Genomic DNA, 21,488 nt, shown 5'->3' with positions numbered 1-21,488 from the left:
TCAGCCCGCCAGGATCGCCGCGTGCTCGTCGTTGCCCAGCTCGCGGGCGATCTCCAGGGGCGTGCGGCCGGTCAGTCCCTCGCGGAAGCTCGCCGGGTCGGGCAGCCGCACCTCCCGGCCGGCACCGGCCTCCAGCAGCAGGCGGACCCGTTCGGGATCGTCCCCGGCGGCCGCGCAGTGCAGCGGGGCCACACCGTCGGCCGAGAGGACGTCGACGTCACGGGCGGCGGCGATCAGGAGCCGCAGGATCTCCACGCCGCCTTCGCCGGCGGCCTTGTGCAGCGGGGTGGGTTTCCTGGTTCCGGGAAGGTGCCCGTACGCGCAGCCGCGGCACGGATCGGCACCGGCGGCGAGCAGTGCGCGCACCACGTCGGCGCTTCCCTTGACCGCGCTCAGCAGCGGACTCCAACGGTCGGCGGGGTCGGGGTCGGCACCAGCGGCCAGAAGCTGCCCGACCACGTCGACGATCCCTTCCCCGTGCCGGTGTGAGACCCGGCCGAACGGGCTCCCGAATCCGGTTCGCGCGTTGGGGTTCGCCCCGGCCGCCAGCAGGACCCGGACGATCCCGGGAACGGCCGCCACGGTCTCCGGGAACGGGGACGAGAAGCCTTCGAGGGCGGCGGCCAGCGGCGTATCGCCCGCCATGAGGCGGAGGTACCGGAACCGTTCCCGTTCGCCGTAGCGGTGCAGCGCCGCCGCGTCCTGGTCCAGTGGCACCTCCAGACCGGCCCCCGCCTCGATCAGGAGACGCACCGCCTCAGGTGAACGCGACGCGAGAGCCGCGAGGTGCAGCGGCGTCGGCTCACCGGCCTTCACCGGCCACAACCACGCGCCGGCGGCGATTCCGGCCTTGACGGCCTCGACGTCGCCGGTGGCACAGGCGCGCGGGAAGTCGTACTTCTTCGGCAGCGGACGCTTCGACTTGAGCCCGGCGAGCCGCTCCGACAGCGGTTTCGCCCAGAACGGCCCGTTCCGGAAGCCCTTGCCCTCCCTGGCGATCACGGGGTCGTCGGTGCCGGCGGCCGCGTCCAGGTCGAGGATCCAGCGGGCACCGTATTCGAGGCGGGCGACGGCGAACCACGCCCGTTTCTCGCCGAACACCTCCGCATCGACCTCGGACGTTTCGGGGAGGCGCAGCGCGTACTCACCGGAATCCTTGGTGATCACGACATGCCCGGCCGGCCACTCGACGGCCGCCAGCGCCAGCACCGACGGCGGCAGCACGCGTGTCCCGAGCGGCGTCTCGACCTTCACGTCGGCGAGCTCGACGGCGATAGGCGGGCGGGCCTTCAGGCGGCGGAGCTCGGCGAGGACTGCGGCGGAGAGGTGGGGTGCGGCCATCCGCGCATCCTACGAGGCGGTATCCACAGTGGACTATCCGGCGACGCCCGTCAGCGCGAAGAACTCCTGCCGCGAGCGACCGTCCTCCCGGAGCGCGCCTTTCAGCGCCGAGGTGACCGTCCGCGATCCGGTGGCGCGCACCCCTCGCAGCGACATGCACATGTGCTCGGCCTCGATCACCACGCCGACGCCCACGGGGGCGAGGTACTCCTGGAGCCAGTCGGCGACCTGTTTCGTCAGGCGCTCCTGGACCTGGAAGTCGCGGGCGAACAACTCGACGACGCGCGCCAGCTTCGACAGGCCGAGGATGCGCTCGCCGGGCAGGTAGCCGACGTGCGCGACACCGTGGAACGGCAGCATGTGGTGCATGCACAAGGACTGCATCGGGATGTCGCGCGCGAGGACCAGCTCGTCGTAGCCCTCGTCGTTGGGGAAGGTCGTCAGGTTGAACTCGCGCGGGGTGAGCATCTCGGCGTAGGCGTCGGCGACGCGCCTTGGCGTGTCGGCGAGATGCTCGGAGCCCGGGTCGCGGCCGAGCGCGACGAGCAGGTCGGCGACCGCGCGCTGGGCGGCGGCGAAGTCGATGTCCTCGCGCCCGGCCCCGGGCGGCCGGGCGGTGGGGAGTTCGGAAACGCGCACGACGGGCTCCTTCTATAGACAACAGATGCTAACGTTAGAAGCCCATGGAGGATCCGGTCAAGGGAGTTGAGTCGCAGAACATGGCCGCCGAGTCCCGCACCGAGCGCGTCGCCGCCATCGCCGCGCTCGACGAACCCAACCGCCGCCGCCTCTACGACTACGTCGCCGGGCAGGACGGCCCGGTCGGCCGCGACGAGGCCGCCGAGGCGACGGGCCTGGCCCGCGCCACCGCGGCCTTCCACCTTGACCGCATGGTCACCGACGGTCTGCTCGACGTCGTCTACGAACGCCGCTCGGGACGCACCGGCCCCGGCGCCGGCCGCCCGGCGAAGCTCTACCGGCGCTCGCCGGAGGAGATCGCGGTGTCCCTCCCCGACCGCCGGTACCAGCTCGTCGGCAACCTGCTCGCCGACGCGATCGCCGAGGCCGAGACCGGTGGCGGCTCCCCTCGCGCGGCCCTCGACCGGCACGCCCACCGAGCGGGCGTCGCGTACGGCCTCGCCGCGCGCTCCAGCGGGACCGGTCCGGTCCCGATCGCCGAGGCGCTGGCCGGTCTGGGCTTCGAACCGCGAGCCGAGAACGACTCCATCGTGCTCGCGAACTGCCCCTTCCACGCCCTCGCCCAGCGCCACACCGCGATGGTCTGCGGCATGAACCTCCGCCTGCTCGACGGCGTCCTCGAAGGACTGTCCGCGACCGGCCTCGCCGCCCGGCTCGACCCCGGGCCGGGGCGCTGCTGCGTGCGGATCGGGCCGGGGGCGCCCGGCTAGGCGAGCACCGAGAACTCCCCGGCGGCCCAGCGCAGGAGGAAGTCCCAGGCGTCGTCGGGGATGCGGTGGCGAGGCACCCGCGCGATATCGGCGGGATCGAGCGCGCCCGCGGCGGACCGGCGGCGCAACCGGATGAGTTCCGCGGCGACTGAGGGCCTGATGAGGTCGGGATCCACGCGCTCGTTCTCGGCCGCCAGTTCGAGATACGGAAGCAGATAGACCAGTTGCGCGCCGAGCGGCGCACCCCCAAGGTTCACGAGACTTCTGAAATAGAACAGGAAGTACTCGAAAAAGTTGTACTCGGTGAGATCCCTTCGCTCCGGTTCGACCGACAGCCACGGTGTCGGCAGGCGCATGAAGGCGGTACGGAATGTCGTCGGGAACTGAGCGTGGAGTTCAATGACGCACGGCTCGGTGACCCCGAACTGTTCGCGCCATTGATACAGCGGCTCCGGACCGAACTCTCTGAGAATCTCGGCCGGGGGCTTGTGTGGAAGGAGAAGAACAGGATGCCGCCGCATCCAGGACGTATAGTTCGCGCGCTGTGAAGGAGACAGACCGTCGATGAGACGTCGGTGGATGTCACAGTCCAACGCCGAGTCGCTCAGCAGCCACAGGTAGAACCCATCGCCGGAGTCGACGCACGCGAGCACCCGCTCCATGACGCGTGCGCGGGCATACTCCTGATTGCCCTCCAGACTGTTCCTCAGGAGCAATGCGAGAGGCGAGTCGGCCTTGTTCGAGAGTGGACTGTAGAACGGAGTCCGGACCTCGATAGACCGTGAGGCCGAACATACGAGCGCCTCGTCGACCAGCCGTTTGATGAGGGCGGGCGAGGCGACGATCTCCCCGCAGACCCGGGCGGCGAAGGCGCACAACGCCACCTTGCCATCGGCGTCCTCGACCTCGGCGAGTTCCTCCAGGCAGAGCTCCAGGATCGCGTCGGCACCGCCGTCCCGGTTGCGTTCCATCAGCTGGACGGCCAGCGGCGCCACGACCGTCCACGGCCCGTCGTCGATGTGCGGGCGCAGCACCTTCCAGACCTCCTCCGGCGTGGTGTGATGTCGCACCAGGTACTCGGCGGCGAAGTACTCCATGAAGGTCCGGTGGGCGAAACCGTAGATCTGCTCGGTGCTCGTCGAGCCGACCGCCTCCAGGACCCAGGCGCGGCCGATGCAGAATTCCAGGAACTCCTCGGCGGTGTCGCGGGCGTCGTCCTCGTCGAGGCCCTTGCCGCGAAGGTGCTCGGCCAGGAGCGTCACCACCTCCCAATGCGGCAACTCCGAGGCGCCCTCACCGGTGAACATGTGCCACGCGAGGGCCTGGATCCCGCCCCGGACGCGCCCGTGGAACCGCCGCGGCGTGCCGCCGACACCGCGCATGCCGTCCCAGCGTTCGAAGACCATCAGGGCGCACTTCTCGTACACCTGGACGCGGTTCTGGGGAATGTACTGCTCGGCCGAGTACATCGCGCACAGCAGCGAGAGCAGTAAGGCGTTCCGGCGAAGGTCGGTGATGGACGCGCTCTCGGTCAAGAAGGCCGCCCGGACTCGGTCGCGATCACCGGGGAGGTGGCTCTCGTCGAGCGCGAACCAGTTCTCGGCGTAGGACTCCACATCGGCGTCGGAGAGCGGCTGGATCAGCAGGGTCTCGAACATCGTGTGCGACAGGGGCGCCTCGGTGTATCCGACCCGGCGCGAGGTGACCACGATCGGCACCGAGGGGTACAGCGTGGCGAAGGACTCCGCCAGCTGGACGACCCTCGACCGGATGGCCACGTCGGTGAGTTCGTCGAGCCCGTCGAGGATCACCAGTGCCCGGCCGTTGAGCAGCAGGTACTCGACGGACTCGGCGGTGATGTCCACATTGTACGGTTCGCGGGCGAGCGCGATCAGATGGTCGATCAGCCGGAGCTTCCCGCTCCGGAGGGACTCGGAAATGTCCCGCAGCACCAGCCGGAACGGCACCACCGGCGAGTCGGGCGAAGCCGCCAGGTCGTGGGCGAGTTTGGCGGTCAGCGTCGACTTCCCGGCCCCCGGGTCGCCGAGGACGACCGTCCGGCATCCCGGGTACAGCAGGTCCCGCACCGTCACCGGTTCCCGGTATTCGTCGTCGTCGGCCTTGGCCTGCAGCGACGGCTCCACGTACAACCGTTCCCAGGGAACGGATCTGTTCTCCCCGGTGTGCGGCAATCGCATGGTCTGGTGCAGCCCGGCGACCGAGGCCCGCAGCTTCCCGGCGACCCGGTGGATGTCGGCGAGTGGCCCCAGACCCGCCAGCAGTTCGCCGTTGCGGACGGCGGCGGCCGCGACGTGGGCCGCGGCGGAGAGCATGCCCGAGTCGCCGGGCAGCGACGGCACTCCGGCCATCGCCTCGTGGCAGGCCAGGGTCAGGGCGTCGCACACGATGTCGGTCAGCGCGAACACCTCGGCCGTGGGAAGCGCGAGGGCGTGCCGCAGCCCGTGGCGGATCTCGTCCCGGACCGCGGCCGCGGCTTCCGTCCGGTGCTTCGCGCTCTGCGTGAAGGCGACGGTCAGGTGCAGGGCGATCTGACCGAAGTCGGGCGAGGCGAGGTAGTCCGACAGGGCGACGGCTCGCGGACCGGCCAGGTCGGCGATCGCCTGTTCCGCCATGACGCGGTCGGCGAGCGCGCGGACGTCGTCGCGAAGCCGCTTACGGCGGTGGGCGACGGTGGCCCGCCTGCTCAGCCAGCCGATCGCGTTGCCCGCCGCCTTGTCGATCTGGCCATCGAGTCCCACGACCACGGCTCTCCCCCTGTCTCATGTGGACACCGGGGTCAAGGGTAGGCCGTGCCCGCCCTTACTCCACCCCCACCAGATGCCATCCCGAGGCCTGCCGCCGCTGCGCCCAGTACCGCGCGAAGTGGCCGCCCGCGTCGATCAGCGCGGCCGGGGCGCCGATCTCGCGGACCTTCCCGCCTTCGAGGAACACGACCTGGTCGGCGCCGATGATGGTGTCGAGCCGGTGGGCGATGATCACCGTCGCGCGGTGCCGGGCGGTGGACGCCAGCGCCGCCACGACCGCCTGTTCGTTGCCGGTGTCCAGGGCGCTGGTCACCTCGTCGAGCAGCAGCAGTGGCGCGTCCTTCAGCAGCGCGCGGGCCAGTCCGACGCGCTGGCGTTCGCCGCCCGACAGGGTGGCGCCGCCTTCGCCGACGCGTGTCGACCAGCCTTCGGGCAGGCGCGCGACGACCTCGTCGAGCCCCGCGCGGGTCGCCGCCGAGGCGAGCGCGTCGTCGTCGGCGTCGCGGCGGCCGAGGAGGACGTTGTCGCGCAGGGTCCCCTCGAAGAGGTAGACGTTCTGGTGGACGACGGCGTAGTGCCCGGCCAGGTCGAGCGGGTCGTGGGAGCGCACGGACCTCCCGTGGATCCGCACGGTCCCCGCATCGGTGTCGTGGAGGCGGGCGGCGAGGGCGAGCAGGGTGCTCTTGCCGGATCCGGACGGCCCGACGATGGCCGTGGTGCCGCCGCGCGCGACGGTGAAGGACACGCCGTCGACGGCCGGGCGGTCGGCGCCGTCGTAGGTGAAGGAGACGTCGTCGAAGGCGAGGACGGGCGCGTCGACGGCGGGCGCCGGGTCGTCGTCCACCGGCAGCACCGGCGCGTCGAGGACGCCGACGACGCGGTCGATCGTGCCGCGCAGGGACGAGACGGCCTGGGCGAGGTCGCCGAAGGTGGTGAAGGGTTCCAGGAAGCGGACCGCGACGACGATCAGCGCGACCAGTGCGGCCCCGGTCAGCGTCCCGTCGAGGAAAAGCGCGGCCGCGGTCGAGGCCAGCGCCAGCAGCGTCAGTTGCGAGGCCACGCCGAACAGCAGGTGCCCCGGGACGCCGAAACCCAGCAGCCGCAGGGCCGCCCGCCGCTGGCGGGCCAGTGCGCCGCCGAGCGCCGATCCGCTCGGCCCGGCGCGACCGGCGGCCCGCAGGGCGGCCTGGTGCTGGGCGAGTTCGACGATGCGGGTGGCGACCTCGTCGGAGGCGCGGGCGTAGGCGTCGTCGGCGGCCCGGGAGAAGGCGCCCGAGGCCCACAGCGCGCCGAGCAGGAGCGGGACGGCGAGCAGCGCGGCGGCGGCGAGGGGCCAGGCGACGAAGGCGAGCCCGGCACCGATCAGCAGCGGTGTGAGGAACGCGTTGGCCATGGGGGTGATGAGGTAGGCCATGCCCTGGCAGATCTCGCGCCCGGCGGAGGTGAGCGCGCGACGGGCCTCGACGCGGCGGTCGGCGTCGAGCCAGGTGAGCGGGACGCGTTCGAGGCGGTCGAGGACGCGCGTCTCGGCGGTGCGCAGGATCTTCATGCCGATGTCGAAACCGCTGCGGTAGAGGCGGATCTCGACGATCCAGCCGACCAGGATCGTCCCGCTGAGCAGCCCCAGCCACGGCAGCGCCTCGCGCGGTTCGCCGGAGAACAGGCCGGTCAGCAGGGGGATCAGCGTGAGGGTCGCCGCGGCCCGGAACACCGCGCCCAGGAACAGGAGCAGCAGGTGAACGGTGGTCGCGCGCCGGTCGCCGGCGAGGGTGATGAGACGTCGGATCACGCGTGGGCCTCCTGCTCGCGCGTCGCGCCCGCCGCCGTCCACAGCTCCCGGTAGAGGCCGGGACGGGCGACGAGCTCGGGGTGGGTGCCGTACTGGACGAGGCGGCCACCGTCGAGGACGGCGATCGCGTCGGCGTCGGTGACGGTGTGCAGCCGGTGGGCGATGACCAGGACCGTGCGCCCGGCGATGAGCCGGGACAGCGCGCGCTGGACCTGGAACTCCGACTCGGGGTCGGCGAAGGCGGTGGCCTCGTCGAGGACGAGGACCTTCGGGTCGGCGAGGATCGCGCGGGCGATCTGGAGCCGCTGCTCCTCCCCGCCCGACAGGCGGGCGGCGCGGCCGAGGACGGTGTCGTAGCCGTCGGGGAGACGCTCGACGCGTTCGTGGATGAGGGCGGCCCGCGCGGCGGCCTCGATCTCGGCGTCGGTGGCGCCGGGACGCGCGAGGGCGATGTTGTCGCGGACGCTGGCGTCGAGCACCGAGACCTGCTGGAAGACGAAGCCGACGGTCGCGTAGAGCTCCTCTGTGGACAGTGCCCGCAGGTCGGTGCCGTCGATCGTGATCGCGCCCGCGGTGACGTCGTGGAAACGGGCGAGCAGGGCGGCCAGCGTCGACTTGCCCGCGCCCGACGGGCCGACGAGGGCGGTGACGGTCCCGGGCCGCAGCTCGATGTCCACATCGGACACGACGGGATGTCCCGGCTTGTACGCGAAGGACACCGAGGCGAAGCGCACCGACCGTCCGCCACCGACCGCCGGGAGCACACCGGGTGTGTCTTCGGCGGCCAACTCGGGTTCGGTGAGGACGAGCCCGATGCGCCGGGCCGCCGCGACGGCCTCGCGCAGACTCCCCAGCCCGTAGCCGATGGCCAGGAGCTGGGTGCTGAAGGTGACGCCGAGCAGCAGGAACGGCAACAGGTCCACAGGGGACATCACGCCGGCGATGACCAGGCCGGTCCCGGCGGCGGCGATCACCAGCAGCGAGGTCGACGGACGGGTCACCAGGTCGGTGGCCGTCCGGCGGCCGAGAAGCGGGCGCTGCCAGCCTTCCAGGAAGGCGGCGTGCTTTTCGAGGGTGGCGCGGAGCCTCCCGCCGGGGCCGAGGTCGTAGGCGCGGACGACCGGCAGACCGTCAAGGTAGGCGATCGCCTCCGACCCGGCCCGCGCGGTCCACTCCACGGCCGCCGGGATCGCCGCCGAGGACGCCGAGACCATGCGGGCGGTGAGGATCCCGAAGACGGCGAGCGGGATCAGCAGGACCGTCGCCAGCAGCGGCTCGACGGCGAAGAGGTAGCCGAGAACGGCGAGCGGCGTGACGACCGCAGCGACGACGTCGAGGACGGCGTGGGTGACGAGGTAGTGGAGGTTCGCGGCGTCGTCGGCGACGGCCTGCTTGACCCGGCCCGAGGAGCGTTCGGTGAACCAGCCGAGCGGCAACCGCGGCAGTTTCGCCACGATGGCCGTGCGGACCTCGTGGCCGAAGCGCGCGTCGAGGACGTGCATGGCCGTGATGAGCAGCAGCGCGAGGACCGTCCCGGAGAGGAACAGGACGAGCGCGAGCAGGCCGAGCCCGCGAAGGGCGCGCTCGTCGGCGTCTCCCGACAGCACCCGGCGGCACAGTTCGACGAGGACGACGAAAGGCGCCAGCTGGAGCAACGACACGACCGCCTGCACGGCACCGGCCAGGATGAGGCGGCCTTTCAGCGGCGCGAGGAGGGTGGACCCGGCGCGGGAACGCCAGCCCTCGCGCGGCTTCGGGGTCTCGGCCGGGATCGCCTCGGTGCGCGGCGACGGAACGGCGGGCGTCTCGGCGTCGTGCTTCGTGCCCATCGCGCGGCCGCGCATCCAGTAGGCCTGCGCGTGGATCTCCGAACGCGGGAAACCGAACTCCTTGAGCCGGCCGCGGACCCGGCGGGTCGCCGCCGACTCGGCCGTCACCCACGCGTACCAGTTCGACCAGTCGCGCTCACCGAGCGCGTCGGCGAGGGCGGCGGGGTCGCCGGTCTGCGGGACCCACGTGACCCGCATGCCCGGGTGGGGCGTCATGGGGATGTCGACGTCGTCGTCGTGCGAGCGTTCGAGGAGCACCTCGACGGGCACGTCGTCGGGCAGGACCGCGAGAACGCTGTTGAGCGCCGGGATCGCGGCGGTGTCTCCGATGAGGACGTAGCCGTCGGGGACGGGATCGCCGACGGCGAACTTGGTGGACCCGTAGCGGCTGGCGGTGATCCGCTCGCCGGGCTCGACCGACGCCGCCCAGGTCACGGCGGGGCCCGACGCGTGCATGGCGAATTCGAGGGTGATCGTGCCGGCGGCCTCGTCGGGGGCGACGATCGTGTAGCCGCGCTGGTGGTGACGGCCGGGCTTGGCGGCGTCGGGCACCCACAGACGCAGGTACCCGGCCGTCTCGAAGGGCCGGTCGAAGAGGGTCGGCGCGGAGAACACGATCCGGCGGTAGTGGCGCGTGAGGTCCTCGACCGACAGGACTTCGAGGACGTGGTCGCCGGCGCCGAGGGCTTTGAGCATGGCGCCCTGGAACCCGCGCGCCATCAGGACTCCCGCCCGTCGGCGGCGGCACGGGCGGCGGTGATCACGTCGCCGAGCGGGCGCCCGGGCGGCAACGCGGTGACCAGCCCGTCGACGGTCGCGGTCAGGACGATCGCGAAGAACTCGCCGGGCCCGAGGACGGGCACGCCGACGTGCGCCTCCTTGAGCAGTGGGTCTGCCATGACGACCTCCGAGGTGTCGGCGGCCAGTTCGGCCGCGGCGTCGATGTCCTCGGCGTGCGCGAGGATCCCTTCCTCGCCCACCACGAGCCCGATCGCCACCGACGCGACGGAGCCGCACAGGCCCGCGGCCGCGCTCGGGTCGTAGCCGCGCGAGGTGAGCGCGACGACCTCGGCCGCCTGGAGCTTCGCGCCCGAGGGGCCGCGCGGGAAGCTCAGCTGGAGGTAGCGCGCGCTGCCGGGGTGGGCGAGCAGGAAGGCCCGCAGTCGCAGCGCGAAGGAGACGAGGTGCTCGCGCACCGAGTCGGCCGGGTCGTCGGGGAGCTCGCACCCGGCGAGGACGGCCTCGCCGATGAGCCGCTCAAGGGCGACGCGACCGGGGACGAGCCGGTAGACGGCGGCGGCGGAGACACCGAGCTCGTCGGCGAGGGCCTGGACACTGAGCCGATGAAGGCCGAGGGCGAGACCGGCGCGCACGATGTCGTCGAGGTCGAACTGGGGGCGCCGACCGCCAATGCGGGGATTGCCTGCCACTGCCACCTTGCACCTTCCCGGATAGGTTAGGCATGCCTTAGTTATGGCGCATAAGTTAGCACCGCCGCCGGGGAGCGGGGAAGGGGGTGGGCGGGGTGGGTGTTCGAGTTTTGCGACGCCCGTCCCGCACGCTCCCGCCGGGTCGCCGGGTCGCCGGGTCGCCGGGTCGCCGGGTCGCCGGGTCGCCGGGTCGCCGGGTCGCCGGGTCGCCGACGCACGCAACCATCCCCCACCCGGAATCGGCCTCACGTTCGCGCGGCGAAGTCGCGAGGGTGCGGCAGGACGAACGCGCGTTGCGGGCCTTTCGTCGTGGGCACCCCGGCCTCACCGCCGCATCTCGCACCTGAGACTCGGGAAACCGCGCTCACCTGCCGTCGCGCGGGCGGCCGCGGATCCGCCGGCCAACCGCGCGTTCGCCACTGAGCTTCGCCGTCGCACGAGCGTGAAGAGCCGGGCGGCTTCGCCGTTCCGCTTCGCCGTCGCACGAGCGCGAAGAGCCCGCCGGCCTCGTTCGGCCTCGTCCCGCCTCGCCCCATGCGCGGCGACCCCGGAGACGGAGCCGCACTTCCGGCCCCACGAAGCGCCCGCGAGTTCGCCACACCTCGCCGCCGCGGGAGGACGCGAACCCGGACGCGTCCGCACACGCGGTCGCCCCGCGCAAGTCCCCACCCCGCACGCCCCGTCGCCCCGCGCAAGTCCCCACCCCGCACGCCCCGTCGCCCCGTCGCCCCGCACGACCTCACCAGCCCAAACACCCCAATCCCTACCCCAACCCCCTCCCCTCAGGTGACGTTTAGCCCATATTCTTGACTCATTCCAAAAAATGGAGAAGACTGCCACTCGTGACCACGACTCTGGACTTCGAGCAGATGCTGCGTGGCGCGGCGCTGCGCGTCACCCGTCCACGGGTGGCGGTCCTGAGCGCCGTGCACGCGTTGTCGCACGCCGACACCGAGGCCATCATCGGCGTCGCGCGTCAGGACCTCCCGAAGGTCTCCCACCAGGCCGTCTACGACTCGCTCAACGCGCTGGCCGCCGCCGGCCTGGTCCGTCGCATCCAGCCGCCCGGCTCCGTCGCCCGCTACGAGGCGCGCGTCGGCGACAACCACCACCACGTCGTCTGCCGGTCCTGCGGGCGCATCGCCGACGTCGACTGCGCCGTCGGCCACGCGCCCTGCCTGACCGCTTCCGATGACGCCGGCTTCACCATCGACGAAGCCGAGGTCATCTACTGGGGGTACTGCTTCGACTGCTCCCCCGAAGGCAAGACCTGATCCGCACCAGATCCGTCAAGTCCCGGAAGGAAAACGATGTCCGAGAACCACGATGCCATCATCCACGACGCGGAGGCGGGCGCCGAGTCCCGCTGCCCCGTCGCGCACGGGCGAGCACCACTGCCGGTGCAGGGCGGCGGTAATCGCGGCTGGTGGCCGAACCAGCTCAACCTGAGGCTCCTGGCCAAGAACCCGGCCGTGGCCAACCCGCTCGGTGCGGACTTCGACTACGCCGCGGCCTTCAAGACCCTCGACCTCCCGACCGTCAAGCGGGACATCGCCGAGGTCCTGACGACCTCGCAGGACTGGTGGCCGGCCGACTTCGGTCACTACGGCCCCTTCATGATCCGCATGGCCTGGCACAGCGCAGGCACGTACCGCGTCCACGACGGCCGCGGCGGCGCCGGCGCCGGTCAGCAGCGCTTCGCGCCGCTGAACAGCTGGCCCGACAACGGCAACCTGGACAAGGCCCGCCGCCTGCTGTGGCCGGTCAAGCAGAAGTACGGCCAGGCGCTGTCCTGGGCCGACCTGATGGTCCTCGCCGGGAACGTGTCCCTTGAGTCGATGGGCTTCAAGACCTTCGGCTTCGCCGGCGGCCGCGCCGACGTGTGGGAGCCCGACGAGGACGTCTACTGGGGCCCGGAGACCACCTGGCTCGGCGACGCCCGTTACACCGGCGACCGCGAGCTGGAGAACCCCCTCGCCGCCGTCCAGATGGGCCTCATCTACGTCAACCCGGAGGGCCCGAACGGCAACCCGGACCCGATCGCGGCGGCCCGCGACATCCGCGAGACGTTCCGCCGCATGGCGATGAACGACGAGGAGACCGTCGCGCTGATCGCCGGCGGTCACACCTTCGGCAAGACGCACGGCGCCGGTCCGGCCGACAACGTCGGCGCCGAGCCCGAGGGCGCGTCGCTTGAGGAGCAGGGCCTGGGCTGGAAGAGCACCTACGGGACCGGCAAGGGCGGCGACGCCATCACCAGCGGCCTGGAAGGCATCTGGACGAACACGCCGATCACCTGGGACAACAGCTTCTTCGACATCCTCTTCGGCTACGAGTGGGAACTGTTCGAGAGCCCGGCGGGCGCCAGCCAGTGGCGCCCGAAGGACGGCGCGGGCGCTGGCACCGTCCCCGACGCGCACGACCCGTCGAAGACGCACGCGCCGACGATGCTCACCACCGACCTGTCGCTGCGTTTCGACCCGGCCTACGAGCAGATCTCGCGCCGTTTCCACGCCGACCCGCAGGCCTTCGCCGACGCCTTCGCCCGCGCGTGGTTCAAGCTGACCCACCGCGACATGGGCCCGATCAACCGCTACCTCGGCCCGGAGGTCCCGGCCGAGGAGCTCGTCTGGCAGGACCCGATCCCGGCCGCGACCGGTGAGGTCATCGACGCCGCCGACGTCGCCGACCTGAAGGCCCGCGTCCTCGCCACCGGCCTCACCACGGCCCAGCTGGTGAAGACGGCGTGGGCGGCGGCCTCCTCCTTCCGCGGCAGCGACAAGCGGGGCGGCGCCAACGGCGCACGCATCCGCCTCGAACCGCAGAACGGCTGGGAGGTCAACGAACCCGACGAGCTCGCCGTCGTACTGCGCGGCCTCGAAGGCGTCCGCGACGCCTTCAACGCCGCCGGCGGCCGCCAGGTCTCGCTCGCCGACCTGATCGTCCTCGCCGGTTCGGTGGCGGTCGAGCAGGCCGCCGCGAGCGCCGGACACGACGTCGAGGTCCCGTTCACGCCGGGCCGCACCGACGCCTCGCAGGAGCGGACCGACGTCGAGTCCTTCGCCGCGATGGAGCCGTCCGTCGACGGTTTCCGCAACTACCTCGGCAAGGGCCACACCGTTCCGGCGGAGTTCCTGCTCGTCGACAAGGCGAACCTGCTGACGCTGAGCGCGCCGGAGATGACCGTCCTCATCGGCGGTCTGCGCGTCCTCGGCGCCAACCACCAGGGTTCGCGCCTGGGCGTGCTGACCGACCGGCCCGGAACGCTGACCAACGACTTCTTCGTCAACCTGCTCGACATGGGCACGACGTGGAAGCCGGCCACCGAGGACGCGGAGACCTTCGAGGCCCGCGACGCCGGTGGTGACGTCAAGTGGACCGGCAGCCGCGTCGACCTCGTCTTCGGCTCGAACTCCGAGCTGCGGGCGGTCGCCGAGGTGTACGCCGCCGACGACGCCAAGGACAAGTTCGTCGCCGACTTCGTGGCGGCGTGGGTCAAGGTCATGGACCTCGACCGCTACGACCTGGTCTAGCCACACCCGACCCCGGCGGCCCGGGATCGTCCACAACGGACGGTCCCGGGCCGCCGCCGTCGTCCGTCATCGACGACGGGGCGACGTTCCACGGCCCCGTCTGACGGTGGCCGGGTCGTGATCCCTCTGGTGGATAGAACGTTCGGGGATCCGCCCGCGGGTGATGGGACGCGTCGATGGTCGAGGTTCTGGACAGCGCCGCCCCCGGCCGCGTCGGGCCGTTCCGGCTGACCGGGAGGCTCGGCCGGGGCACCATGGGCACCGTCTACCTGGGCCGCTCGCCCGGCGGGCGGCTCGTCGCGGTGAAGGTCGTGTCGCCCGGGCTCGCCGCGAACGCCGAATTCCGCCGCCGTTTCGCCCACGAGGTCGCCGCCACGCGGACGGTCGGCGGTTTCCACACCGCCGAGGTCGTCGGCGCCGAGGCCGAGGCCGAGATCCCCTGGCCGGCCACCGCCTACATTCCGGGCCCGACCCTCCAGCAGGCCGTCGAGACCCAAGGACCGCTCCCCCACCCGGCGGTCCTCGTCCTCGCCGCCGGGCTCGCCGAGGCCCTCGCCGCCGTCCACGCGCGCGGGGTCGTGCACGGGGATCTCAAGTCCACCAACGTGATCCTCGGCGAGGACGGGCCGCGCGTCGTCGACTTCGGCATCGCCAACGCCATGGAGACCACGAACCTCTCGACCACCCTGCACGACTCGGCGGTGTTCCTGTCCCCCGAGCAGATTCGCGGCCTGCCCGCCGGGCCCGCGACCGACGTGTTCTCCTTCGGTTGCGTCATCGCCTTCGCCGCCACCGGGCGCCACCCTTTCGGTACGGGCACACCGATCGAGGTCCTGCGCCGGGTCCTCACCGCCGAACCCGGCCTGTCCGGTCTCCCGGCTCCCCTCGCGCGGCTCGTGAAAGTCTGCCTGGCCGGGGAACCCGCCGCCCAGCCCGGCCTCGCCGCGATCCTTCGCGGCCTGTCGCGGCCGATCCCGCGAGGCGTTCCGTGGCTGCCGCCCAAGGTCGCCGAGATGGTCGCCGACCGCCGGGTCGCCTCCGCCCGGCGCGCCCCGGGACGGCGCGGGCTGCTCACCGCCGGTCTCGCCGTCGCGGCGGCGGCCGTGTCGGTGCCGCTGGGCGCCGCGCTCGCCTCGCGGCAGGCGGCGTCGCTCGTCCCCGGCACCGCGAAACCCGGCGGCCCCGCGCTGGTCCCCCTCGCCACCCTCGACCTGGACTCGCCGGACACCACGACCGCCCTCGCCTTCAGCCGCGACGGCAAGACGCTCGCCGTCAGCGTCGAGGAGGGCGTGAGCGTGTGGGACATCCCGTCCCGGACGAAGAAGGCCGTCCACCGGGTCACGGGCTCGCGCGGCCCCATCGGGACGGTCGCCTTCGCCCCCGACGGCACCCTCGCCGCCGGGTTCGGTGCCTTCGAGGGCCTCGCCATGGACATCGGCGCGATCGCGCTGTCGGACCCCTCCGGGGAACCGATCGCCATCCTCAAGACGGCCAGCGACGACAGGGTCTCCCTCGACCCGATGGGCGAGGTGTCGTTCAGCGCCGACGGCGGCCTCGTCGCCGGGGGCCGCAGCGGACCCGAAGGCATCGGCAAGGTGGTGGTCTGGGACGTCGCGACACACGAGCAGGTGCGGGAACTGATCGTCGGCGCCCACAAGGGCGGCGACACCGCGGCCGTGCGCAGCGCCGTCCTCAGCCCGGACGGCGGGACCCTCGTGGCGGGCTGGGGCGCCGGCCTGTTCGGCGGGCTCGCGTTCTGGGACCTGCCCTCCTACAAGGGCCTGGAAACCCCCGAAATGGACACCGGCGCCTTGGGGGCGACCGGGCTGTCGTTCACCGCCGACGGTACGAAACTCGCCGTCGCCTACGGCGGTGTCGGGGTCTGGGACGTCGCGGCCCGCACCCTCGCGGTCGAACTCTTCCCCGCCGGGAACATGACGACCCAGTACCAGTCGGTGAGCATCACGCCCGACGGGAAGACCGTCGCGGCCAGCTTCGCCGGCCGAGGCGGCGCCCTGGCACTGTGGGACGTGGCCTCCGGCGAGAGCCTCGGCACCTACACGGCGGGCCGCTCCGGCGGCGGCGAGCTCGCGTTCAGCCCGGACGGCCGGACCCTGGCCGGTCTCGCCGGCTCCGCCGAGCTGCGGCCGATCGTCGAGCTGTGGACGGTCGCGTGATGGAGGCGCTGGGCGCCGACGACCCTCGCGACGCCGGTCCGTATCCGCTGCTCGCGCGCCTCGGCCGGGGCGGCATGGGCCAGGTGTTCCTGGGACGGTCGCCGGGCGGGCGGCTGGTCGCGGTGAAGATCGTGCACCGGACCCTCGCGGGTGATCCGGAGTTCCGGCGGCGCTTCGCCCTCGAAGTCGACGCCGCCCGCAGGGTCGGCGGCTTCTACACCGCCCAGGTCGTCGACGCCGGGACCGACGCCGACCCGCCGTGGCTGGTGACGGCCTACATCCCGGGCCCGTCGCTCCAGGAGGCCGTGGCCGCACACGGCCCACTGCCGCCGGACGTGATCCGCGTGCTCGGTTCCGGCCTCGCCGAAGGTCTCGCGGCCGTGCACGCGAGCGCGATCGTGCACCGGGATCTCAAGCCCGCCAACGTCCTCATCGCCGAGGACGGCCCTCGCGTCATCGACTTCGGCATCGCACGCGCCCTCGACGCCGTGCACCACTCGACGCTCGTCAGCGGCACCGCCGGGTTCATGTCGCCCGAGCAGGCCCTCGGCGAAACGACCGGCCCGCCCGGCGACGTGTTCTCGCTCGGCTGCGTGCTGGCCTTCGCCGCGACCGGCCGCGGACCGTTCGGCACGGGCCGTCCCGCCGCGCTGGCCTACCGGGTCGTCTACCGGGAACCCGACCTGTCCGGCATGCCCGCCGAGCTGCTGCCGCTGATGCGCGAATGCCTGGCGAAGGATCCGGCCGCGCGGCCGTCGCTGGCCGATGTCCTCGCCCGTCTCGGCGGGGAAGACGCGATCTGGCCGCCGCCCGCCCTGGGCGCGATGATCAGCGAGCGGCGGCGGGTACCGGTCCCGGTCCGGCGCGGACCGTCCCGGGCCACGCGCGTCGCCGTCGCGCCGGCTCGCCGAGCGGCAGTCCGGTCGTCCGCGGTGACGAGCCCTGCGACGTCCTCGACGCCGAGGTCATCGACGCCAACAGGCTCGTCGACACCGGAACGCCCGGCGGCTTCGAGAACGACGGCGTCGCCGTCACGAGCTGCCGGTGGACCCCGGCGCAGTTCGGCGACAACGAGATGCGGTACACGCTCCTCTACGCCTCCGCCGAGGTCGAGGTCGTCTCCGGCCTGCACCCGTACACCACCGACCTCACCGGGCTCCCCGCTCAGACGAACGCGAAGACGAGCGCCGAGGAGTCGCTCTGCCTGATCTCGTGGCGGAACTCGCGCGGGGTGGTGCTGGTGCTCGCCGACCAGTGCGGCGCGAACTCGGGGAACATCTGCGACCTGGCGGCCGACTTCGCGCGCTCGGTCGCCGGGAAGGTGCCGCTGTAGTGGGGCCGCCCCGGCTTCACACCGGGGCGGCGGATCGGTCAGTAGTAGTCCCACACGACCGGCCGGGCCTTGTAGAAGCAGCCCGCCGGGCGCAGCTTGCGCTCGGCCCTGGCGTTTCCGGTGTAGAAGTCGACGACGTGCGTCTGGTACTTCTCCTGGCAACGCTGGGCCGGTGCGCCCATGCCGTTCGTCCGGCAGGGCCGCGTCTCGGCGACCTCGCCGCCCCGGTCGCCGACCGACTTCACGCAGGAGCCGCCCTTCGGGCCCCTGACGACCTTGAAGCGGGAGTCGCCGGCGTACTTGTCGAAGGTGTAGAGCCTGTTGTGGTCGGTGACCCAGAACCCGTGCCGCGCCGATCCGCGATCGGGTGCGAGGTCGTGGCCGCCCTGGAAGCCCTTGACGGTGAGCATCCTGCCGACCTTCCGCAAGTCGTCGACGAGGATGTCGTACTGGAACAGCCCGTTGTACCCGACCGCCCAGAGCCGGCCGTCGCTGTAGAGGACGCCGTGGGCGCTCGCCACCTTCTTGCACTTCGGCTTCTTGACGCCGACCGGGTAGTAGATGACGTATCCCTTGGAGTCCGCGACGACGTACTGGCCGCCGTCGCGCACGCCCGGCACGCGCGGGATGAGCTCGATGGAGTGCGGGTTGTGCTCCTTCCCGCAGCCGCTTCGGCGGGTGTCTGCCGACCACACGAGATCCCCGCCGGGGTAGGTGAACGCGCCGACCATGCCCCCGCCGGCGGAGACCAGGACGACCTGGTCGCCATTGGGCGCGATGCGCGTCTTGACGTCGGTGACATGCCCCCAGCCGTATTCGCCGGGGATGTCCAGCGTCCACGCCGCGGCGGCGTCGGTCCGCCAGTCGGCGTCTCGCTTGAGGAACTGGATCTTCTGTCCGTCGTACCCGTTGCCGCGCGGCCCCTGGTCGACCACGGCGATGAGGTCGACGGCCGCCTCGGGCACCGCCGTGGCGGGCGCCGGTCCTTCGGCGCGCACGGCGAGCGGGACGGTCAGTGTGGCCAGGACGAGTGCGGCCGTGGCGATGATCGGCCCGAACGCTTTCCTTCTCTGCATGGAGGATCCCTCCGGAGATCGGCGGCTCTCCCGGGACCCGGCGTGAGTGGTGAACCCTTTGCCCAGCCCCCGATGGCGCCACCGAGGTCCCGTGGCCGCGTGGGCTCACGCTAAGCCGGGCGGGCTTGATCGTGCCGCCCCACCGGACACAGTGGACGGACGACGCACGGGGGCGGAAACCGCCCGCGCGGCACGGTGAAGATCATCGCCTCTATGGTGTCGGCATGACGAAGGTGGCACTGGTGACGGGTTCGGCCTCGGGGATCGGCGCGGCGACCGCACGCAGGCTGGCCGCCGACGGGATGACCGTCGTGGTGCACTCAAGGTCGAGTCGCGAGGCCGGCGAGGCACTGGCCGCCGAACTCGGCGGCACCTACCTCCAGGCCGACCTCGCCGACGACGGCGAGGCCGCCGGGCTCGTCCCGCGCGCGCTCGACGCGCACGGCCGCCTCGACGTGCTGGTCAACAACGCCGGCATCAGCCGGCCCGTGCCGCACGCCGAACTCGGCGCCCTCGGCGCCGCCGACTGGCGCGAGATCCTCGACGTCAACCTGATCGCCCCCTGGCTGTTGTGCACGGCCGCCCTCCCGGCGTTGCGCGAGTCGCGGGGCTGCGTCGTCAACGTGACCAGTCACGCCGGCGTCCGCCCGAAAGGCAGCTCGGTCGCCTACGCGGCCAGTAAGGCCGCGCTGAACCACGTCACCAGGCTGCTCGCCGCCGCCCTGGGACCCGAGGTGCGCGTCAACGCCGTCGCCCCCGGCCTCGTCGACACGCCCATGACCGCCGACTGGACCGCCGCGCAGGAGCTGTGGAAGACCACGAGCCCGATGCGCCGGGCCGCGCGGCCCGGTGACGTCGCCGATCTGATCGCGATGCTCGTCGGCCACGACTACGTCACCGGCGAGGTCGTCCTCCTCGACGGCGGCCTCAACCTGCGCTAGCCCTCCGGTTTGAGCAGCCCCTGGTTGTAGGCCTCCGCGACCGCCGCCGCCCGGTCGGAGACGCCGAGTTTGGCGTAGATGTTGAGCAGGTGGCTCTTCACCGTCGCCTCGGTGATGAACAACCGGGCCGCCGCCTCGCGGTTGGTGTTGCCCGACGCGACGAGCCCGAGGACCTCCAGTTCGCGCGCGCTCAGCAGCCGCCGGGCGGGCGCCTTGACCCGGTTCATCAGCCACGACGCGACCGAGGGCGAGAGCACGGTCTCGCCCTTCGCGGCGGCCCGCGCGGCCCGCAGCAGCTCCTCGCGCGGCGAGTCCTTCAGCAGGTACCCGGTCGCTCCCGCCTCGATCGCGGGCAGCACGTGCGCGTCGGTGTCGTAGGTGGTCAGGACGAGCACGCGCGCGGTCACGCCGAGCCGGGCGAGTTCGTTGATCGCGGTGAGCCCGTCCATGCCGGGCATGCGCAGGTCCATCAGGATCACGTCGGGCGCCAGGGCGCGGGCCATGCGGACGGCCTCGGCGCCGTCGGCGGCCTCGCCGAGGACCTCGAAGCCGGGCGCGGAGGCGAACATGCCGCGCAGGCCGTCGCGAACGATCGGGTGATCGTCGGCGATGAGCAGGCGGATCGGGTGATCGTCGGTCATCGGTGGCTTCCGCTCGGCGAGGTGGGGATGTGGGCCGAGATCCCGGTGCCCGCCCCGGGCTCGGATTCCAGGAGAAGGGTTCCCGACAGGCCTTCGACACGTTGCCGCATGATCATCAGACCGTAGCCGCCGGGGCCGGTGCGGCCGGTCGCGGCGGGGTCGAAGCCGCGGCCGTCGTCGCGGACGTCGAGGGCGATCCCGTCCTCCAGGTAGGACAGGGTCACCCCGGCCCTGGTCGCACCGGCGTGCCTGGCGACGTTGGCGAGCGCCTCCTGCGCCGTCCGCAGCAGGACGGCCTCGGCGTCGGCGGTCATCGGGCGGACGGTGCCGGTCGTGGTCATCTGGACGTCGAGGCCGTGGAGAGCGGCGCAGCGGGCGGCGAGGCCGGCGAGCGCGTCGGCGAGCCGCGCGGTCTCCAGTTGCTCGGGGCGCAGGGCGTGGACGGAGCGCCGGGCCTCCGAGAGGCTCTCGCGTGCGAGGCCTTTGACGGCTTCGAAGGGGCCGTGCCATTCCTCGGGTACCTCGCGGGCGCCTTCGGCGGCCTGGAGCTGGGTGATGATACCGATGAGGCCCTGGGTGACGGTGTCGTGGATCTCGCGGGCCATGCGGCGGCGTTCGTCGAGGGCACCTGTCTCCCTGGCCTGGAGAAGGAGCCGGTCGTGCAGTTCGGCGTTCTCGGCGAGGGCGGCGGCGAGGAGGCGGTTCATGCGGCCGAGTTCGCCGCGTTCGCGCTCGTCGGCGCGCAGGAACCACGCCAGGCCGACCATGATGACGATGTTGCCGACGATGATGACGGCGTGGATCGCCGGTCCGGCCGGCCCGGGTTCGTCCACATTGGACGCCATGGCGAGTCCGGCGACGACGGCGACGGCCGCCACGGCGGGCATCCGCCACGGCCAGGGAAGTACGGCGAAGGCGCAGATGTAGGGCGCGGTGGTGAAGAAGCCGAAGGTGGGGTCGCGTGCCACCAGGACGGCGGTGAGGGCCAGGAGCCCGGCGAAGTACGCGCCCATGACCGCCGGGCGGTCCCACCAGCCGGGCCGCAGCGTGAACATGCCGAGCATCCACGCCGCCGTGAGCGCGCACAGGCCGAGGGAGGCGAGCGGCGAGGTGCCTTCGGGCGGGTTGATCACGGTGGTGAAGACCGCGAGAACGGCCAGCACGGTGTAGGGCACGACGGTGACCAGCAGGTGCGGCGGCCGTTCTCGCTGCTCTTCCACGTCG

General features: G+C 72.4%; 15 protein-coding genes. 6 read left to right on the top strand and 9 right to left on the bottom strand.

The window, feature by feature from the left end; all coding sequences use genetic code 11:
* Positions 1-1,341 (bottom strand): ankyrin repeat domain-containing protein, encoded by a 1,341-nt coding sequence (locus tag HNR73_RS10710; protein ID WP_184787200.1) that lies wholly within the window; start codon positions 1,339-1,341, stop codon positions 1-3.
* A 33-nt stretch (positions 1,342-1,374) separates the two neighbouring features.
* On the bottom strand, positions 1,375-1,980 hold the full coding sequence (gene folE / locus HNR73_RS10705; protein WP_184787199.1) for a GTP cyclohydrolase I FolE: 606 nt from the start codon (positions 1,978-1,980) through the stop codon (positions 1,375-1,377).
* A gap of 44 nt (positions 1,981-2,024) precedes the next feature.
* Here folE and HNR73_RS10700 point away from each other — a divergent pair, with 44 nt between their 5' ends.
* Positions 2,025-2,750: a helix-turn-helix transcriptional regulator gene (locus HNR73_RS10700; protein ID WP_239122122.1), complete on the top strand. Its 726-nt coding sequence runs from the start codon at positions 2,025-2,027 to the stop codon at positions 2,748-2,750.
* On the opposite strand, the gene HNR73_RS10695 is transcribed toward HNR73_RS10700, so the two are convergent.
* From HNR73_RS10695 to HNR73_RS10680, 4 genes are all read right to left on the bottom strand, one after another.
* Positions 2,747-5,509 carry an NACHT domain-containing protein gene (locus HNR73_RS10695; RefSeq protein ID WP_184787198.1) on the bottom strand — a complete coding sequence of 921 codons (2,763 nt, stop codon included), beginning with the start codon at positions 5,507-5,509 and terminating at the stop codon, positions 2,747-2,749. The two genes, HNR73_RS10700 and HNR73_RS10695, sit on opposite strands and share 4 nt — an antisense overlap.
* A 61-nt stretch (positions 5,510-5,570) precedes the next feature.
* Positions 5,571-7,304: an ABC transporter ATP-binding protein gene (locus HNR73_RS10690; RefSeq protein WP_184787197.1), complete on the bottom strand. Its 1,734-nt coding sequence runs from the start codon at positions 7,302-7,304 to the stop codon at positions 5,571-5,573.
* A complete protein-coding gene (locus tag HNR73_RS10685) occupies positions 7,301-9,853 on the bottom strand; it encodes an ABC transporter ATP-binding protein/permease (protein ID WP_184787196.1) in 2,553 nt (850 codons plus the stop codon). The genes HNR73_RS10690 and HNR73_RS10685 overlap by 4 nt, the downstream gene beginning before the upstream one ends.
* The gene (locus HNR73_RS10680) at positions 9,853-10,563 is read right to left on the bottom strand and encodes a TetR/AcrR family transcriptional regulator (protein WP_184787195.1); all 711 of its coding nucleotides are present in this window, start codon (positions 10,561-10,563) and stop codon (positions 9,853-9,855) included. Before HNR73_RS10680 ends, HNR73_RS10685 begins: the two co-directional genes overlap by 1 nt.
* Before the next feature lie 869 nt (positions 10,564-11,432).
* Here HNR73_RS10680 and HNR73_RS10675 point away from each other — a divergent pair.
* From HNR73_RS10675 to HNR73_RS10660, 4 genes are all read left to right on the top strand, one after another.
* On the top strand, positions 11,433-11,837 hold the full coding sequence (locus tag HNR73_RS10675) for a Fur family transcriptional regulator (RefSeq protein WP_221330859.1): 405 nt from the start codon (positions 11,433-11,435) through the stop codon (positions 11,835-11,837).
* Between the two features lie 36 nt (positions 11,838-11,873).
* Positions 11,874-14,096 (top strand): catalase/peroxidase HPI, encoded by a 2,223-nt coding sequence (gene katG / locus HNR73_RS10670; RefSeq protein ID WP_184787193.1) that lies wholly within the window; start codon positions 11,874-11,876, stop codon positions 14,094-14,096.
* A gap of 176 nt (positions 14,097-14,272) precedes the next feature.
* Positions 14,273-16,273, top strand: coding sequence for a serine/threonine-protein kinase (locus tag HNR73_RS10665; RefSeq protein ID WP_184787192.1), 2,001 nt, complete (start codon positions 14,273-14,275; stop codon positions 16,271-16,273).
* The gene (locus HNR73_RS10660; protein ID WP_203686174.1) at positions 16,258-17,481 is read left to right on the top strand and encodes a serine/threonine-protein kinase; all 1,224 of its coding nucleotides are present in this window, start codon (positions 16,258-16,260) and stop codon (positions 17,479-17,481) included. Before HNR73_RS10665 ends, HNR73_RS10660 begins: the two co-directional genes overlap by 16 nt.
* Before the next feature lie 163 nt (positions 17,482-17,644).
* Here the strand turns inward: HNR73_RS10660 and HNR73_RS10655 are convergent, their stop codons facing one another.
* A complete protein-coding gene (locus tag HNR73_RS10655) occupies positions 17,645-18,682 on the bottom strand; it encodes a hypothetical protein (RefSeq protein ID WP_184787191.1) in 1,038 nt (345 codons plus the stop codon).
* A 224-nt stretch (positions 18,683-18,906) separates the two neighbouring features.
* On the opposite strand from HNR73_RS10655, the gene HNR73_RS10650 reads away from it, so the two are divergent.
* Positions 18,907-19,623: an SDR family NAD(P)-dependent oxidoreductase gene (locus tag HNR73_RS10650; RefSeq protein WP_184787190.1), complete on the top strand. Its 717-nt coding sequence runs from the start codon at positions 18,907-18,909 to the stop codon at positions 19,621-19,623.
* Here HNR73_RS10650 and HNR73_RS10645 read toward each other — a convergent pair.
* Positions 19,620-20,264 carry a response regulator transcription factor gene (locus HNR73_RS10645; protein ID WP_184787189.1) on the bottom strand — a complete coding sequence of 215 codons (645 nt, stop codon included), beginning with the start codon at positions 20,262-20,264 and terminating at the stop codon, positions 19,620-19,622. The two genes, HNR73_RS10650 and HNR73_RS10645, sit on opposite strands and share 4 nt — an antisense overlap.
* Positions 20,261-21,484, bottom strand: a complete 1,224-nt coding sequence (locus HNR73_RS10640) for a sensor histidine kinase (RefSeq protein ID WP_239122121.1) — start codon at positions 21,482-21,484, stop codon at positions 20,261-20,263. The genes HNR73_RS10645 and HNR73_RS10640 overlap by 4 nt, the downstream gene beginning before the upstream one ends.
* Positions 21,485-21,488 lie beyond the last annotated feature (4 nt).

Origin of the sequence: Phytomonospora endophytica, assembly GCF_014202425.1 — a bacterium.
Lineage (GTDB): Bacteria > Actinomycetota > Actinomycetes > Mycobacteriales > Micromonosporaceae > Phytomonospora > Phytomonospora endophytica.
Note: the sequence above shows the minus strand (reverse complement) of the source record. Positions and strands in the feature narration are given on the sequence as shown.